This window comes from Mycobacterium sp. 050128 (assembly GCF_036409155.1).
Lineage (GTDB): Bacteria > Actinomycetota > Actinomycetes > Mycobacteriales > Mycobacteriaceae > Mycobacterium.
In genome coordinates this window covers 3,332,703-3,347,461 of record NZ_JAZGLW010000001.1, presented here as the reverse complement: position 1 = coordinate 3,347,461, position 14,759 = coordinate 3,332,703, and the positions used below count along the sequence as shown (strand labels likewise).

Here is a 14,759-nt window from a genome sequence, read left to right as displayed (position 1 = left end):
CGACAGACCCTTCCGCAGCATTCGGTCGCCGTCGCCAAGAATCACGTTCTCGATATTAGCAAATGCCAATACCGTAAGCGCTATTGGAGTTCGGTCGATACACCCGATCGAGCAGCTACATCGCGAACACGCGGCGCACCGACTGCGCGTGCAAGGCCCGGTTCTCTTCGGAGACGACCCAATCCGGAACCAGCGAGTCGAAGCCGTTGAATGTCGCCGCGATGACGTGCAATTCGGTGTGTACAAAGGCGTGCAGCAGCCGGTTGGCGTAGTCGATGGCTTCGTCACGGCATGGGTCGATCTCCGAGCAGCTGATGAAGGTGGGCGGCAGGCCCTCGAGGTTCGCCCGGTGCGCCGGAACATGTTGACCGCTGGCGCTGGCCGGACCCAGGTAGTGACCCCACGCCCGGCTCACCGCCGGACCGTTGAGTCCCGGCGTGCGCTGAAATTCGCGCCGCGACGGCGTGGCATCGCTGTCCAGCATCGGCTGGTGCAGGATCTGCATCCGGATCTGTGGACCCTCGGCGTCGAACATTCGCTGCGCCAGGCTCGCGACCAGGGCGGCACCCGCATCCCGGCCCATCACGGCCACCCGGCTGGAGTCGACATTCAGCTCCGCGCAGTTCCGGATGGCGTAATAGAAACCCGCCTCGACGTCGTCGAGCGCCGCCGGGGCCGGATTCTCCGGAGCCAGCCGGTAGTCGACCGAAACCACCAGGCAACCGCCCTCGCGAGCCAGCTCCACGCACGCCGCGTGGTCGGTGTCGAGGTTGCCGGACACGAAGCCGCCGCCGTGGGCGTAGACCAGCAACGGCGCTCCCGCGTCACCCTCGATGCGGCCCCGGTAGAAACGGAGGTTCAGCTGCTGGCCGCCCGGGCCGGAGATCGAGCGGGTTTCGACGGCCACGCCCTCGGTATCGACTGCGGCGGCACGCTCGGCGGCCGCCCGATTGGCCTGCTCTCGCTCGGCGGCCAATGTCTCGGCACGGAATTCGACGATGCCCACCGCGCTGGCGGCGTCGCGCAGCACCGGGTCGAGGCGGTTAATGCCTTGCGGGCGGGTCAGATCCGTTTGCGTCATACCCTCTCAACTTCCGGGCTCATGGTTGCGGGCCGCCGTCCGGGCCTGGCGGGAGGCCAGGTCGGAAACCATATTCAAGGTAGACCTGGTCAACCGCGAGTCGTCGCACTGCCACAGCCGCGTGCAGCCGGCGACGTCGAACGTCGGCAATTTCGGGTGATATTCGCCGATCAGAGCCCGCGGGCCGGCCCGCGGCGGCTCAGCTTCCCGGCGTGGCGGCCTCGCCGGGGAGTGCCTGGACGGTCGCCGGCAACCCGTACAGAGCCGTGGCGTTGCCGCGCATGATCCGCTCCCGCTGGTCGGCGGGGAACCTGTTGATCGCGTACGTCGGCGAGTCATAGCTCCAGTGCGGATAGTCCGTCGAGAACATGAGATTGTCTCCCAGGTCCATCATTTCCAGATACTCGCGGAACTCTACGGTGTCGACGTCTTCCAGGGGCTGAGTGGTGAAGCGGACATGCTCGCGCACGTAGTCCGACGGACGGCGTCGTACCTGCGGCAAGTCGGCGCGGCGAGCCTCCCAGATCCGGTCCATCCGTGACATCACCGGCATCGCCCAGGTGAAGCCGCCCTCGATGAAGACCACCCGCAGGTCGGGGTGCCGATCGAAGGCGCCGTCGAAAACCAGGCTCATCAGGTGCGAGACGTACAGCAGCGGCCAGGACGCGAAGAAGTCGTGCCAGTGCGCGGGATTGCCGACGGGATACAGCGGGACCAATTCGAACGGCGTCTGACCCATCAGATGCGTGGAGATCGGTAGCCCGTTGCGGGATGCGGCCTCGTACAGCGGATCGAAATGCGGGTTGCCGAACGGGATTCCGCGAGTCTGCGGTGTCATCAGCACCTGGGCCATGTAGGGATGGCCGGCCCATCGCTCGACCTCGCGCGCCGCCAGCTCCGGGGTCTGCGCGCTGACACTGATCGACCCGCGCCAGCGGCCGTGCGCGTTGTGCTTGTCCAGCCACACGTCGGCGAGCCAGTCGTTGTAGGTGGACTTGAGCACGTGCTCGGCCTGGGGCAGCTGCGCGTCGCACATCGGCTCCAGCGACGCGATGCTGACACCCGCATCGACCAGCAGTTGCTTGGCGGCGTAGTCCGGGTCGCTGCCGGCGGCCCCGCCGCCCGGCGGCCACGAGTCCATCCGCAGCGACGACGTCTTGAACGAATCCGGGGTGTCGTAGAAGTACGACATCGGGCTCACCGCATTGGCGGTCGGCCAGATCTTGTCCACCCATTCGGCCGGCGCGTAGGACTTGAGCACATCGGTCGACACCGGCAACGGGTGGACGTCGGTGTCGACGATGGTGACGGCGATGTGGTCGTCGCGGTGGGTCTGCGATTCGACCCGTTCGATAGTGGTCATTGCGCTCGCTCCTTTGCTCCAAGCCCGTACAGCTCACTGGCGTTTCGCCACAACACCTGCTCGCGCTGCGCTGCGTCGAGCCCCTGGGCCGCCACCTCGGGCGACGACGTCGACCAGTGGGGGTAGCTCGATCCGTACATCAGCAGGTCGGTCTTGCCGGTGAATTCCATCCAGCGCTGCGTGTGGGCCACCTCGACCGGCCCGTCGAATGCCGATGAGCAGAACCGGACATGGCCGGGCAGGTATTCGCTGGGATACCGGTCGACCCAGGGGGTCTGATCGCGCATCGACAACCAGAAGGTGTCGAGGCGCCACATCAGCGGGGTGAGGATGTCGTAGCCGCCGTCGGCGAAAACGAATTTGAGGCCGGGAAGCCGGCCGAACACGCCCTCGATGATCAGTGTGGCCAGATGCACGAAATAGTTCAGCGGCATGAACGACGCATAGCCGGGGTAGGTGTGTGCGTGCCCGGCGAACGTCGGGGCATGGTCGACGCCGTTGCCACCGTTGATATGCACCGCGACCGGCAGCCCATGCGCGGCCGCGGCCTCCCAGATCGGTTCGAACATCGGCTTGCCGTACGGCTCGCGCGACTGCATCGGGATACCGACCTGCACCAGCTTCGGATGGCCGGCCAGGCGTTCGATCTCCGCGACGGCGCCGCGGGGGTCTTCCGGGTTCACCTTGATCGTGCCCCGGAACCGGTCGGTGGTGTCGGGTTCGAGCCAGCGGTCCAGCAGCCAGTCGTTGACGGCGGCGCAGATGCTGGTGTTGAGCAGGTAGTCGGCGATGTTGCCGCGCGTCAACGGATTCAGGATGGCGTAGTGGACTCCGGCGTCTTCGAACAAGTGGCGACTCACGGTGTCGGGATCCGAGCCCGGGTAGTGCTCCCCGTAGAGATCTTGGCGGTAGTCGCCGCCGGGTGCCTGATACCACTGCTGTTCGACGTCGGGGACCGCGCGCAGTTGGTGGGCGTCCGGGAGGTAGCGCCGGATCTCGGCGTTGTAGCGGAAGTGCGGTTGCACATTGGTGTCGACAATCATGCGGTCACATACACCTGCCCGTCGGTGACGTCGACTTCGTAGGTACGGACGCGACGACGCGGATCGGCGACGCTTTGACCCGTAGTGATGTCGAATTCCCAGTTGTGCCAAGGGCATCGGACGATCTGCCCGGCGCGCACCCGGCGTATCCCGCCGGGCTCCTCCGGCGCCGCTTCGGTAGTGCCACCGAGCAGGCCCAGGCATAGGGGGGCGCCCTCGTGGGAGCAGTAATTCACGATCGCGTACAGCGCGCCCTGCACGTTGTACACGCCCACGCCGAACTTGCCGACATCGACGAGTTTCATCCCGCCGGGTGGCAGCTCGTCGAGGGAGCACACCAATCGCCGCTGGGCCACTTGAGAATCACCGCCTCGTTGACCTATCCGGATCAATACTGAGCCCGTTACGGTAACCATCACAAGCCTTGCTATTTATACTATGATAGCGAAAATCCGCTCGGAACACCCGCCGCAGACGCCGGGGCGGCCATGACCGGCCCGCGTCAACGGCCTTACCTGTTGCTCAGGAGGAGCGCTGATGCCGTTAAGCACCGACAACGTCGGCCAGCCCGTCACCCTCGATTACACCGGCGAAACCAGCCCCTATCCGTTCTACGAATACATGCGGCGCACCGACCCGGTCTGGCACGGCGCCCTCGGGGACCACTCGCAGATGCCCGAGGAGCTGCGGCCGAACGACGAGTGGGTGCTGTTCGGCTATGACGGTGTGTTCCAAGCCTTCCGTGACGACCGGATCTTCACGTCGGCCGCCTACGAGAAAACCATCGGATTGGTCATGGGGCACACCATTCTGGCGATGGGCGGCAAGGAACACCACGACCACCGCAGCCTGGTGGCCAAGGCTTTTCGGGCCACCGCGCTAGAACGGTGGGAACCGTCGGTCATCGGGCCGGTGTGCGACCAGCTGATCGACGAAATCAAAAACGACTGTCACGCCGACCTGGTCAAGGCGCTGACGTTCGAGTTCCCCACCCGGATCATCTCGGTGCTGCTCGGATTGCCCCCGGAGGATCTCGACATGTTCCGGCGGCTGTCGCTTGACCTCATCTCGATTCCGACCGACATCATGGCGGGGCTCAACGCCGCGTCCGAGCTGCACGGCTACTTCCTCGAGCAGGTCGAGCAGCGGCGCCACAAGCTCACCGACGACATCATCGGTGACCTGGTCGCCGCCGAGATCGACGGCGAGAAACTCACCGACGACGCGATCATCGCATTCCTGCGCCTGCTGCTGCCCGCCGGACTGGAGACGACCTACCGTTCGTCGGGCAACCTGTTGTATCTACTGCTGACCCACCCTGAACAGCTGGAGATGGTCCGGCAGGACCGGTCACTGATCCCCGCCGCCATCGAAGAAGGTCTGCGCGTCGAGACGCCACTGACGATGGTCATGCGCACCACCACCGAAGAAGTCGAAATCGGCGGCAAGATAATCCCCGCCGACGCGCAGATCGACATGTGCATGGGCTCGGCCAACCGCGACGAAAGCCGTTGGCCCGACCCCAATCGCTTCGACATCCATCGGCCGCGCCAAGCCCACATCGCATTCGCGGGTGGCATCCACATGTGCCTCGGTATGCACTTGGCCCGGCTGGAAACCCGGGTCATGTTGAACAGCCTGCTCGACCGGGTTTCGAACCTCGCCTTTGTTCAAGACGACGGCACCGGCGAGGAGTCCAAGATCATCGGCCTCACCTTCCGGTCGCCGAACAAGCTTCCCGTCACGTTCACCCCCGCCGCATGAAAAGCCGCGCGGCGATCCTGCACGATGTCGGCGGGCCGTGGTCCGTCGAGGATTTCGAACTGGACGCACCGCGGGCCGGGGAGGTGCTGGTCGAGATGGCCGCGGCCGGGATGTGCCACTCCGACGACCACATCCTCAAGGGCGACATGTCGGCGCCCAACGAGATGTTGCGCTCGCTGGGATTGCCCACCATGTTCCCGATGATCGGCGGTCACGAGGGTTCGGGCGTGGTACGCGAAGTCGGGCCCGGCGTAACGGAATTCGTCCCCGGCGACCACGTGGTGATGTCGTTCGTCGCCGTGTGCGGACAGTGCCGCTGGTGCGCAAGTGGTATGGAGTACATCTGCGACATGGGTGCCGGCGTGCTGACGCCGGGCATGCCGACCGACGGCACCTACCGCCATCACACCGCCGACGGCAAGCCGCTGGGCCACCTGGCCAAGGTGGGCGCGTTTTCCAAACACACTGTGGTTTCCACGAATTCGCTGGTGAAGATCGAGCCGCACCTGCCGTTGGTACCCAGCGCGCTGTTGTCCTGCGCGATACCGACCGGGTTCGGCTCGGTGGCCAACCGCTCCAATATGCGACCGGGTGACACCGTCGTCGTGATTGGTGTCGGGGGAATCGGCACGGGCGCGATTCAGGGTGCCCGGATCGGCGGTGCCGCGCACATCGTCGCGGTCGATCCGGTTGATTTCAAACAGAAGTCAGCGTTGCAGTTCGGCGCCACCCACACCGCCGCATCCGCGGTCGAGGCAATGGATCTGGTGCGTGACATCAGCTACGGAGTCATGGCCGACGCCGTCGTGGTCTCGCCGTCGTTGATCACGCCCGACGACGTCCGCGACGCGGTACGGCTTACCCGCAAGGGCGGAACCTGTGTGCTGACCGGGATGACCTCGCAGCTGACCAGCTCCGTCAAGATCGATCTGCAGGATTTCATCCTGTCCAACAAGTCGCTCGCCGGCACCGTATTCGGTTCGTGCAACCCGAAAGCCGATGTCTTTCGGCTGGCCCGGCTCTACCAGACCGGGCAGCTGCAGCTCGACGAGATGATCACCCGGCGTTATCGACTCGATGACATCAACGACGCTTACGACGACCTGCTGAACGGCCAAATCGTCCGGGGCGTCATCGATTTCGGGATCGAATAGCTGCTACTTTCGGCGGCCGATCACTCGCTGCAGCTGGCCGTAGGAGTCGATCGGGCTGTGCAGGGACAGGCCGCCATCGGCGTGCACGACCTGGCCTGTCACCCAAGGCAATTCCAGCACACCCACGATGGCCCCGGCCACGTCGTCGGCTTGGCCCAGGCCGCCGAGCGCGGTGCGTTCGGTCAATCCTTCCACCCAGCCCGGTAGTGCTTCGGGGTTGGGCAGCATCGGCGTCCGAGTGACACCGGGCCCGACGGCGTTCACCCTGATGCCGTGTGTCCCCCACTCCACGGCGGCGACCTTGACCAACATGTCCACGCCGGCCTTCGATACGCAATAGGCGCCCATGTCGCGATCGGCGATCGAACCGCTGATACTGGACACCGCGACAATCGAACCGCCTTCCCCGGCGTCGATCATGGCTTGGGCCGCCGCACGGATCGTCAACCAGGTGCCGGTCAGATTGATCCCGAGAACCCGTTCCCACTCCGCGGGCGATTGTTTGAGCAGCACACCCGAGGCTCCGATCGCGGCGCAGGTAACCACCCGGGTGGGCACCCCATGTTCTTGCACGGTTCGTTCCATCGCCGCCGAGACCGCGCCGGGATCGCTGATGTCGCAATCGATGTCGCCGCCGACCAGGTCCCACACCACGACGTCGTGGCCCGCGTCGCGTAACCGGCCGGCCACTTCCGATCCGATTCCCGACGCTCCGCCGGTCACCAATGCGGTCATATGAGCTTCCTCTCGATTGCAGAGCCGCTACATCTTGATCGCGGGGATAAGCCTGCTGAGATTCCAGAGGCGATCTCGTCGCGCCGACAGCGACGAGATCGCCAGCGCGACAGCCGTTATCGCGACCAACACGGTGACCGCTTGCCAGAGCCGCGCGTCGATGCCGCCAAGGATGAGCTGGCGGAGTCCGTTGACACCGTACGTCATCGGATCGAACCGATGCAGGATCTGGAAGGGCCGCGTCGTGGTTTCCACGGGGTACATGCCGCCGGCGCTGACGAGCTGCAGCATGAGCAGCGCCATGATCAGCACGCGTCCCACCGCCGGGCCCACGAGTGCGTTGATCGCTTGGGTCGCGGCGACGAATGCGGCCGAAATCAGGATCATGAAACCCAGCATCGCCACCGGGTGCACGGCGTGCATGCCGAGAGCGAACCGGACCACGCAGTAGAGAATGATCGCCTGGAACAACGCGATCGCGGCCGCCGGCAGGTAGCTGGCGAGTACCGCACGGATCTCGAGCACCTCTGCGGCGATTGCGCGACTCTGTAAGGGCCGCAGCACCATCCACAGCACCAACGCGCCGAAGAACAGGGCCAGGGTCAGAAAGAACGGAGCCATGCCGGTGCCGAAGTTGGGCGCGGCATTCTCATGCGAGGCTTCGAGTTGCACCGGCCCACCGATGGTGTCGGCGACCGCGTCCTTCTGCTGGGTCGTCCAGTTGGGCAATTGGTTGGCCCCGTCGGCGAGTTTGGTCGACAGCTCGGCCGATCCCGCCTTGAGTTGGTGTGCGCCGTCGTCGAGTTGTGCTATGCCGCTCGCCAATTCGGCATTACCCGACGCGAGCTGCTGGGCTCCGTCGCGGAGCTGGGTGAGCTTGCTCGTCAGCTCCTGCCCCTTGTTGCCGACCTGGTCGAGGGCGGATCCCAGCGGGCTGCCGGGTGTGCGCAGCGCGGAGGTCATCGCGATGGCCGCGTTTTGCGCGTCGGTCAGGCGCTGGCGGATCTGCGGCGTGAACTGATGGCCCCGAAGCTGATCCTGGATGCTGCGCAGGTTGTTGGCCAACGGGTCCTGTCGCGCGGAGAGCTGATCGATCACCGGTGACAGCGAGTCCGCGGCACCATCCTGTGCCGTGGCGATCGCGCCGATCTGGTCGTTGGCCTGTTGCAGCGCCGCCGCGCCCTGCTGCAGTTGCTGCGTGTTGCCGCTGATCTGCGACAGCGCCCTGGCTATCGCGAGCAGCGGGTCGGTGGCCTGGTTGATTCCGTCGGATAATTGCTGGGCGCCGGCGGCAAGCCGCGCGGAGCCGGACCGGGCGGTGTCGAGGCCGGCGACCAGCTGTCCGGCGCCGTCGTCGAGTCGAGCGGCGCCGTCGGCGGCCTGCTTGATCCCCGCACCGGACGAAATCACTACCGACAACAAGTGATTGACCGCCTGCCCGGAGATCCGGCTGGACACAGCGCTGAGCACCTGGCTGATGGCGGTGCGACCGATGCTCGTGGAGATGTAATTGTTGGCGTCGTTGTAGACGGCGATCAGGTTGGCCTTCTTCGGCTGCCCGGTCACCGGCGATGCGATCGCCGCGCTGAAGTCCGGCGGCAGCTCGACCATGAAGTAGTACTTACCGTGGTCGACTCCGCTACGCGCTTCCGCCAAGTCCACGACGTGCCAGTCCAAGCCGCCGTCCGCGGTCAGGCTCTTGGCGATGTCGTCGCCGGCATTGAACTGCTCGCCGGAAACGACGGCGCCGCGGTCGGAATTGACCAGGGCGACCGGCATTTTGTTGGTGTGGCCGAAGGGATCCCAGAACGCCCACAGATACAGCGCCCCATACACCAACGGCAGCAGCATCAGCACGACGATCGCGACGCGCGTCAATCGGCTGCGGCCGAAACGCTTGATCTCCGAGCCGAATGCGAGTCCAGCCAACATCTTCAATTCCCTCCGGTCAGGACGCGGCGATCGTGAAGCCCATGCTCGGGTGCGTCGGTGCCGAGCGGGTTGGCGACGCCGACCACGACGGTGCGCTGCTTCGCGATCACGCCGAGCCGCTCCACCGCGATCGCTCGCCTGGAGTTGTCGCGCACTTGCTCGAGGTCGCCGACCACCAGGATCGGACGATTCGACAGCAGCGCCAGCGTGATGCGCAGCAAAAACAGTTCCAGATCGGACAATTCGACGATGTAGGTGCCGGAGGACGGCGGGGGTATATCGCCGAAGACCTCCGTCAGCTCGGCCTGACCGGCTTGCAGCGGCACCAGTGAATACCATGGCGCCAACCACCGGCGTTGCTCGGCGAGCACGGTCGCCACGGTCACCGACTCCTCCAGCTCGTCGATGTCGTCGAATGCCGCGATCGCGCAATGGCGGCGAATCGCGCGCGGCGTGGTTTCGCCGAGCACGGTCAGCGAGCCGTAGGTGGCCTTGAAACGTCCCGCGAGCGTCAACAGCAGCGTGGTCTGTCCCGGTCCCCCGGGCATCTGAATCGCGTGAAAACCCGGCGTCAGGGCAAGGTCGACGCTCGAGAAGATGGGCCCGTGTTCGCCGTCGACCCCCAACCCGTTGGCGGTGATTATCGGAGCACTGGTGTCCGGATCGTCTTCGGTGTCCATGGTGTCGTTCCCCTAATCGCCGGAAACCGGAATCGATTCCAGCAGTGCGGTGATCAGTTGTGCGAGCAGGTCGGGGTTGATGCTTCCGGGGCGCAGCACCTCTTCCATCGCGACGCCCAGGTTGATGGTGACGACGAGCTGGGCGACGTCGACCAGCCGCCGATCCGACGGCACGGTGTCGGTCGATTCGACGATGTGCAGGGCCTGGTCGGCCGCGGCGCGACGGCGCCCGATCAGCCGCTCGCGAAGCTGCGGATCACGCTGGGCACGCAGCCAATACTCCACGAGCAGCACGTAGTAGTCGGAATGATCGCGAACGGAGTCGAGCACCGACCGGCTCACCTCGCGTGCGGCCGCCGCCGTGTCGCCGCCGCTGCTGTCCAGCGCTATCGCAATCTGTTCGCCGCGCAACTCGAACTCGCGGTCAACCAGCGCCAGGAACAGTTCATCCTTCGACTCGAAGTTCGAGTAGACGGCGCCCTTGGTGAAGCCCGCGGCCTGACCGATCGCGTCGATGGTGGCACCGGCGAACCCCTCGGCCGCGAACACTTTGGAGGCCGCATCCAGGATTCGGTCGCGAACCTCGCCCCGGGTGGGACGGGTGCGATGCGGCTTCACCGGTGACATGTCCAGCAGCATACTCCCCAGTATCGGTTAGATACCAACGGGTATCGAATGGTCTATCGAGGGCGCCGTGTCCATTCGACACCGGGAGCGCTCGAGGCGAGCCACACCAGCTGATCGGCCCCCTCGTCGACGGTCGCGGTGAAGCGCGCCTGCGGCGTGTACTGCTGCATGAAAACCAGGAACCGCGATCCCGATGCGCGGCGTCATCTCGTCACGCGGGATCGTCACCGCGTGTTCGAGCCGGGTCAGCCCAGATGCGCCAGCTGTGGTTTGGTCCGCACCACGATGACCGTGGGCCCGTCGGCGGTCAGCGCCGTCGTGAACTCCGTGGCGAGCTTTTCGGTGGTATCGACATTGACCGCCCGGCAGCCGAAACCCGTTGCCAAAGAAGCAATGTCGAGCCCCGGAAGATCGAGACCGGGCACGTTCGGGGTTTCCTCCAGCAATGCGAACGCTTTGAGCACCGAGTACTCCTCGTTACGCATCACCACGAAGACGATGGGCAGCCGGTGCTGGGCGGCGGTGTAAATCGCCTGGATCGAGTATTGAAACGAACCGTCGCCGATCGTGGCGATCACGGTGCGCTTGACGCCGCGAGCGCGATCGCCGAGTGCGACGCCTACCGCGCCCGGCACGCCCCAGCCGATGCCACCGCTGGCGGTCGCGAAGAACGAGCCCGGTCGGGTGGTGGGCAGCCAATGCAGCTGCTGAGCCATCGTCGACGTCGACTCCGTGACGACCGGGGAATCCGCGGGTTTGACGGTGGCCAGCGTGGACCACGCCGCATCCGGGGTCAGTGGCGACGAGTCCGCGTCGACGATTTCGATCTTCGCGGCCGGCGCGGCTCCGGCGGAAGCGGTACCGCGGTCGCTGATCAGACCCACCAGCTGCTCGAGGGCCAACCGGGTATCGCTGATCAGGCTGTCACCGACGGGTGCGGCCCCGGCCAGCGCGGGGTCGGCGGTGATGTGCAGTAATTCGCTGCCCTCGGGCAGGTACTCGCCGGCTACATACGGGTAGTACCGGAAGACCTGGGCGCCGATCACCACAACCAGGTCGTGACCGCGCAGCACCTCGGCCACCCCGGCGATGGTCAACGGGAGCATGCCCCGATATTGCGGGTGGTTCTCCGGAAACGACGCACGGTCGGGCAGCGGGCCGCTGTGAACCGGGGCGCCAAGCTTTTCGGCAAACGCCACACCGGCGTCCCAGCCGCCGCTGCGATCGACCTCGGGACCGAAGACCAGCAGCGGCCGCTGCGCGTTGTTGATCCGGTCGGCGAACTCCCGCAGCCGCTCGGCATCGGGCGCCACCCGGTGGCTGACGGTGCGAACGACCGCAGGCCCCAGTGCCGGCTTGTCCCAGTCGTCAAGCGGTATCGACAGATACACGGGCCCGGCCGGCGGCTGCAACGCCACCGTGTAGGCGCGCATGAATGCCGCGGGCACGTCTTCGGCACGCTTGGGTTCGTACGCCCACTTCACCCAGGGCAAGGGCAGCAAATTTTCATTGGGATTGGTCAAGTACGGCTCGCACAACACCATTTCCCGGGTCTGCTGGCCGGCCGTGACGATGAGCGGGGTGTTGCCCTTGTACGCGGTCATCAGGCTGCCCATCGCGTTGCCGGTCCCGGCGCTGGTGTGCAGGTTGACCAACGTCGGTTTGCCGGTGGATTGCGCAAACCCGTCGGCCATGGCCAACACCGAGGCTTCTTGCAGCCCAAGGACATAGGTGAAATCGTCGGGGAAGTTCTTCAAGAATGTTTGCTCGGTAGAACCGGGATTACCGAACACCGTGGTAAGGCCCAATTTGCGGAGCAGGTCGTAGGTGACTTCGTGGACCGTTTTCCCGTTTGCCATGAGCTGCCCAACTTTCTATACCCAGGCCCCAAGAGGCCGCACGGCAGTGCGTCGCGATTCAGTCTCGCCCGTCAGCGCGGCGGTGTCGATGTAATCCGGCACAGCGTTGGTGGGCGCCCGATGTGCCCATGCACAACGCCATCAAAAGGCTGCGCAACCCTAGCGGGGCGGCTCAGGCCAGCGAGTAGCGCACCGGGAGGTGCTTGAGGCCGCCGACGAATGTCGTCGCAACCAGTTCGGGATCGCCGGTCAGCTCAATCGATTTGAGCCTGGGCAGCAGCTCGGAGAAGAAGCTGTTGACTTCCATTCGGGCCAGCGCGGCGCCCATGCAGAAGTGCACGCCGTAGCCGAAGGCCAGGTGTTTGTTGGGGTCACGCCCCACGTCGAAGCGGAACGGATCGTCGAAGACATCCTCGTCGCGATTGCCCGACACATAGGACAGCAACAGGGAATCCCCTGCGGCAATCGGCACTCCGCGTACGGTGGTGTCCTCGTTGGCGGTACGCATGAACTCCTTGACCGGGGTGACCCAACGGATCATCTCCTCGGTGGCCAACGGCATCAGGTCGAGATTGTCACGCAAGCGCCTCTGCTGATCCGGGTTTTCGATAAGTGCCTGCATGCCACCGGAAATGGTCGCGCTGGTGGTGTCGTGACCCGCGGTGGCCACGATCAGGTAGTAAGACACGGTGTCGATGTCGGATAGCGGCTCGCCGTCGACGCGGGCGTTGGCGATCGCCGAGGCGAGGTCTTCGGTCGGGTTCTCGCGGCGCGACGCCGTCACGTCGTTGAAGTAGCCGAACATGTCGAGCAGTGCGGGGATCTGGTCCTCATTCGTGGTGCCGCGCTTGAATTCGCTGTCTTCGCTTCCGAACAGCTCCTGGGTGAGCTTGAGCATGCGGGCGAAGTCGGCTTCCGGGATGCCGAGCAAGGACATGATCACATAGAGCGGATAGTTCACCGCGATCTGCTGGACGAAGTCGCATTCCGGCCCGACGGCCAGCATCTTGTCGACGTAGATCTTGGCGAGTTCGTCGACGCGCATCTTCATCGCGCGCATAGCCTTTGGCCGAAACCAGTCCGAGCCGATCGCGCGTACCACCCGGTGTTGCGGGTCGTCCATGTGAATCAGCGTGCGCACTCCGGCGTTGGCTTGCAGCTCGTCGCCCACGGTGGTGGTCAGCACCGGGCGCGGCCAGTTGGTGAACTTCATGTTCTCGCGCTCGATGTCCATGATGTCGGCGTGTTTGGTGATAGCCCAGAACGGCTTGTAGTCCGGCACCTCAACCCACGACACCGGCGCGGCGGCACGCAAGTGCGCCAGCGCCGCGTGCAGCCGCTTCTCGTCGGTGTACGCCAACGGATCTGCCAGAGACTTTCCGGCGTCGTCCATCGTCGTTGTGCTCACTGGCGAAACTCCTTCATTACGGCGGTAATACAGGATGGTGAAGCGTTGTAGAAGATCGGCAGCACGCGATCGACGCCCTCACACCGGCTATGCAGCGCGGCTCCGACTCTGTCGACGGGACCGACGACCGCGAAAGCACCCAGCATTTCGTCGTCGATCAGCGATCCCATCGCATCCCATTCGCCTTGCTTGGACAGACGATTCAGCTCGGTGTGCAGCCCGCCCCAGCCGTGCAACTCGAGCACCTTGCGGTACGCCGGCGTGGAGCCGTAGAAGGCGATCTGCTTGCGGGCAGCCGTCATGGAAGCTTCCAGTTCGGCGTCGCTTTCGCCGGTCGCGACCATCACCTCGGCGCAGACTTCGAAATCCGAACGACCGCGGCCGGCCCGCTGCGCCCCGCGCAACAGCGCCGGCACCGTCACCTCGTTGAGGTAGCGCTTCGAAACCATCGGGTGGCCGAGGTGACCGTCGGCGACCTCACCGCACATCTCGGTCATTCCCTCGCCGACCGCCGCAACGAACACCTTCGGCACCGGGTACGGGTGCTGTTCCGGGGTGAACATCGGCGTCATGATCTTGTGGGTATAGAAGTCGCCTTCGAAACTCAGCTTGGCTTCGCCGTTCCACGCCGACCAGATGGCGTGCAACGCGGAGACGAATTCGCGCATCCGGCGGGCCGGATGACTCCACGGCATGCTGAATCGCTTCTCGATGTGCGGCTGGATCTGGGTGCCCAAACCCAGAATGAAGCGGCCCTGCGAGTACGCCTGCAAATCCCACGCGACGTTGGCGACGGTCATCGGATTGCGCGCGAACGCCACCGCGATGTTGGTGCCCAGTTCGAGCCGCGACGTGTGCTCGGCGGCCAGCAGCAGCGGCAGAAACGGGTCGTGACTGGTTTCGGCCGTCCAGCCCCCGTCGTAACCGTGTTGTTCCAGGTTGCCGACTGCTTCCACCACGCGGTCGAGGCGATTGGGGATGCCGCCGTCGATCTTGAGCCGGGGGCCGTCAGGCATGCGGGTAACTTTACAGTAAGCAATCCAGTATGTGACCCTGCACATCTAGGGACGATCGCAAGCGCGGCGTAGCCGGGTGCAGCGGGTCGTCACCATC

The 14,759-nt window shown here is 65.2% G+C and carries 13 protein-coding genes and 1 pseudogene; 2 read left to right on the top strand and 12 right to left on the bottom strand.

Features of this window, described 5'->3' with window-relative positions; translation table 11 throughout:
• Positions 1 to 115: 115 nt before the first annotated feature.
• From SKC41_RS16155 to SKC41_RS16140, 4 genes are all read right to left on the bottom strand, one after another.
• Complete coding sequence (locus SKC41_RS16155) at positions 116 to 1,081, bottom strand: alpha/beta hydrolase (protein ID WP_330978492.1); 966 nt, start codon at positions 1,079 to 1,081, stop codon at positions 116 to 118.
• 199 nt (positions 1,082 to 1,280) lie between these two features.
• Positions 1,281 to 2,444, bottom strand: a complete 1,164-nt coding sequence (locus SKC41_RS16150) for an amidohydrolase family protein (protein WP_330978491.1) — start codon at positions 2,442 to 2,444, stop codon at positions 1,281 to 1,283.
• Positions 2,441 to 3,487, bottom strand: coding sequence for an amidohydrolase family protein (locus SKC41_RS16145; protein ID WP_330978490.1), 1,047 nt, complete (start codon positions 3,485 to 3,487; stop codon positions 2,441 to 2,443). The genes SKC41_RS16150 and SKC41_RS16145 overlap by 4 nt, the downstream gene beginning before the upstream one ends.
• A complete protein-coding gene (locus SKC41_RS16140) occupies positions 3,484 to 3,843 on the bottom strand; it encodes a Rieske (2Fe-2S) protein (RefSeq protein WP_330978489.1) in 360 nt (119 codons plus the stop codon). The genes SKC41_RS16145 and SKC41_RS16140 overlap by 4 nt, the downstream gene beginning before the upstream one ends.
• 181 nt (positions 3,844 to 4,024) lie before the next feature.
• On the opposite strand from SKC41_RS16140, the gene SKC41_RS16135 reads away from it, so the two are divergent.
• Entirely contained in the window at positions 4,025 to 5,251 is a 1,227-nt protein-coding gene (locus SKC41_RS16135; protein ID WP_330978488.1) for a cytochrome P450, read from the top strand.
• Entirely contained in the window at positions 5,248 to 6,405 is a 1,158-nt protein-coding gene (locus tag SKC41_RS16130) for a Zn-dependent alcohol dehydrogenase (RefSeq protein ID WP_330978487.1), read from the top strand. The genes SKC41_RS16135 and SKC41_RS16130 overlap by 4 nt, the downstream gene beginning before the upstream one ends.
• Before the next feature lie 3 nt (positions 6,406 to 6,408).
• Here the strand turns inward: SKC41_RS16130 and SKC41_RS16125 are convergent, their stop codons facing one another.
• From SKC41_RS16125 to SKC41_RS16090, 8 genes and pseudogenes are all read right to left on the bottom strand, one after another.
• A complete protein-coding gene (locus SKC41_RS16125; RefSeq protein ID WP_330978486.1) occupies positions 6,409 to 7,140 on the bottom strand; it encodes an SDR family NAD(P)-dependent oxidoreductase in 732 nt (243 codons plus the stop codon).
• Between the two features lie 27 nt (positions 7,141 to 7,167).
• Complete coding sequence (locus tag SKC41_RS16120; protein ID WP_330978485.1) at positions 7,168 to 9,072, bottom strand: YhgE/Pip domain-containing protein; 1,905 nt, start codon at positions 9,070 to 9,072, stop codon at positions 7,168 to 7,170.
• 2 nt (positions 9,073 to 9,074) lie between these two features.
• Entirely contained in the window at positions 9,075 to 9,752 is a 678-nt protein-coding gene (locus SKC41_RS16115) for a hypothetical protein (RefSeq protein WP_330978484.1), read from the bottom strand.
• 12 nt (positions 9,753 to 9,764) lie between these two features.
• A complete protein-coding gene (locus SKC41_RS16110) occupies positions 9,765 to 10,391 on the bottom strand; it encodes a TetR/AcrR family transcriptional regulator (protein ID WP_330978483.1) in 627 nt (208 codons plus the stop codon).
• Positions 10,392 to 10,447: 56 nt separating this feature from the next.
• Positions 10,448 to 10,576 (bottom strand): annotated as a pseudogene (locus tag SKC41_RS16105) (SDR family NAD(P)-dependent oxidoreductase); the annotation flags it as partial.
• Positions 10,577 to 10,624: 48 nt separating this feature from the next.
• The gene (gene mdlC / locus SKC41_RS16100) at positions 10,625 to 12,238 is read right to left on the bottom strand and encodes a benzoylformate decarboxylase (RefSeq protein WP_330978482.1); all 1,614 of its coding nucleotides are present in this window, start codon (positions 12,236 to 12,238) and stop codon (positions 10,625 to 10,627) included.
• A gap of 172 nt (positions 12,239 to 12,410) precedes the next feature.
• A complete protein-coding gene (locus SKC41_RS16095) occupies positions 12,411 to 13,631 on the bottom strand; it encodes a cytochrome P450 (RefSeq protein ID WP_330978922.1) in 1,221 nt (406 codons plus the stop codon).
• 11 nt (positions 13,632 to 13,642) lie between these two features.
• Positions 13,643 to 14,662, bottom strand: coding sequence for an LLM class F420-dependent oxidoreductase (locus SKC41_RS16090; RefSeq protein WP_330978481.1), 1,020 nt, complete (start codon positions 14,660 to 14,662; stop codon positions 13,643 to 13,645).
• Between the last annotated feature and the right edge of the window lie 97 nt (positions 14,663 to 14,759).

Coding starts and splice junctions, on each gene's coding strand:
- SKC41_RS16155 (WP_330978492.1), bottom strand. CDS start 1,081: ATGACGCAAACGGATCTGACCCGCCCGCAAGGCATTAACCGCCTCGAC.
- SKC41_RS16150 (WP_330978491.1), bottom strand. CDS start 2,444: ATGACCACTATCGAACGGGTCGAATCGCAGACCCACCGCGACGACCAC.
- SKC41_RS16145 (WP_330978490.1), bottom strand. CDS start 3,487: ATGATTGTCGACACCAATGTGCAACCGCACTTCCGCTACAACGCCGAG.
- SKC41_RS16135 (WP_330978488.1), top strand. CDS start 4,025: ATGCCGTTAAGCACCGACAACGTCGGCCAGCCCGTCACCCTCGATTAC.
- SKC41_RS16130 (WP_330978487.1), top strand. CDS start 5,248: ATGAAAAGCCGCGCGGCGATCCTGCACGATGTCGGCGGGCCGTGGTCC.
- SKC41_RS16125 (WP_330978486.1), bottom strand. CDS start 7,140: ATGACCGCATTGGTGACCGGCGGAGCGTCGGGAATCGGATCGGAAGTG.
- SKC41_RS16120 (WP_330978485.1), bottom strand. CDS start 9,072: ATGTTGGCTGGACTCGCATTCGGCTCGGAGATCAAGCGTTTCGGCCGC.
- SKC41_RS16115 (WP_330978484.1), bottom strand. CDS start 9,752: ATGGACACCGAAGACGATCCGGACACCAGTGCTCCGATAATCACCGCC.
- SKC41_RS16110 (WP_330978483.1), bottom strand. CDS start 10,391: ATGCTGCTGGACATGTCACCGGTGAAGCCGCATCGCACCCGTCCCACC.
- mdlC (WP_330978482.1), bottom strand. CDS start 12,238: ATGGCAAACGGGAAAACGGTCCACGAAGTCACCTACGACCTGCTCCGC.
- SKC41_RS16095 (WP_330978922.1), bottom strand. CDS start 13,631: ATGGACGACGCCGGAAAGTCTCTGGCAGATCCGTTGGCGTACACCGAC.
- SKC41_RS16090 (WP_330978481.1), bottom strand. CDS start 14,662: ATGCCTGACGGCCCCCGGCTCAAGATCGACGGCGGCATCCCCAATCGC.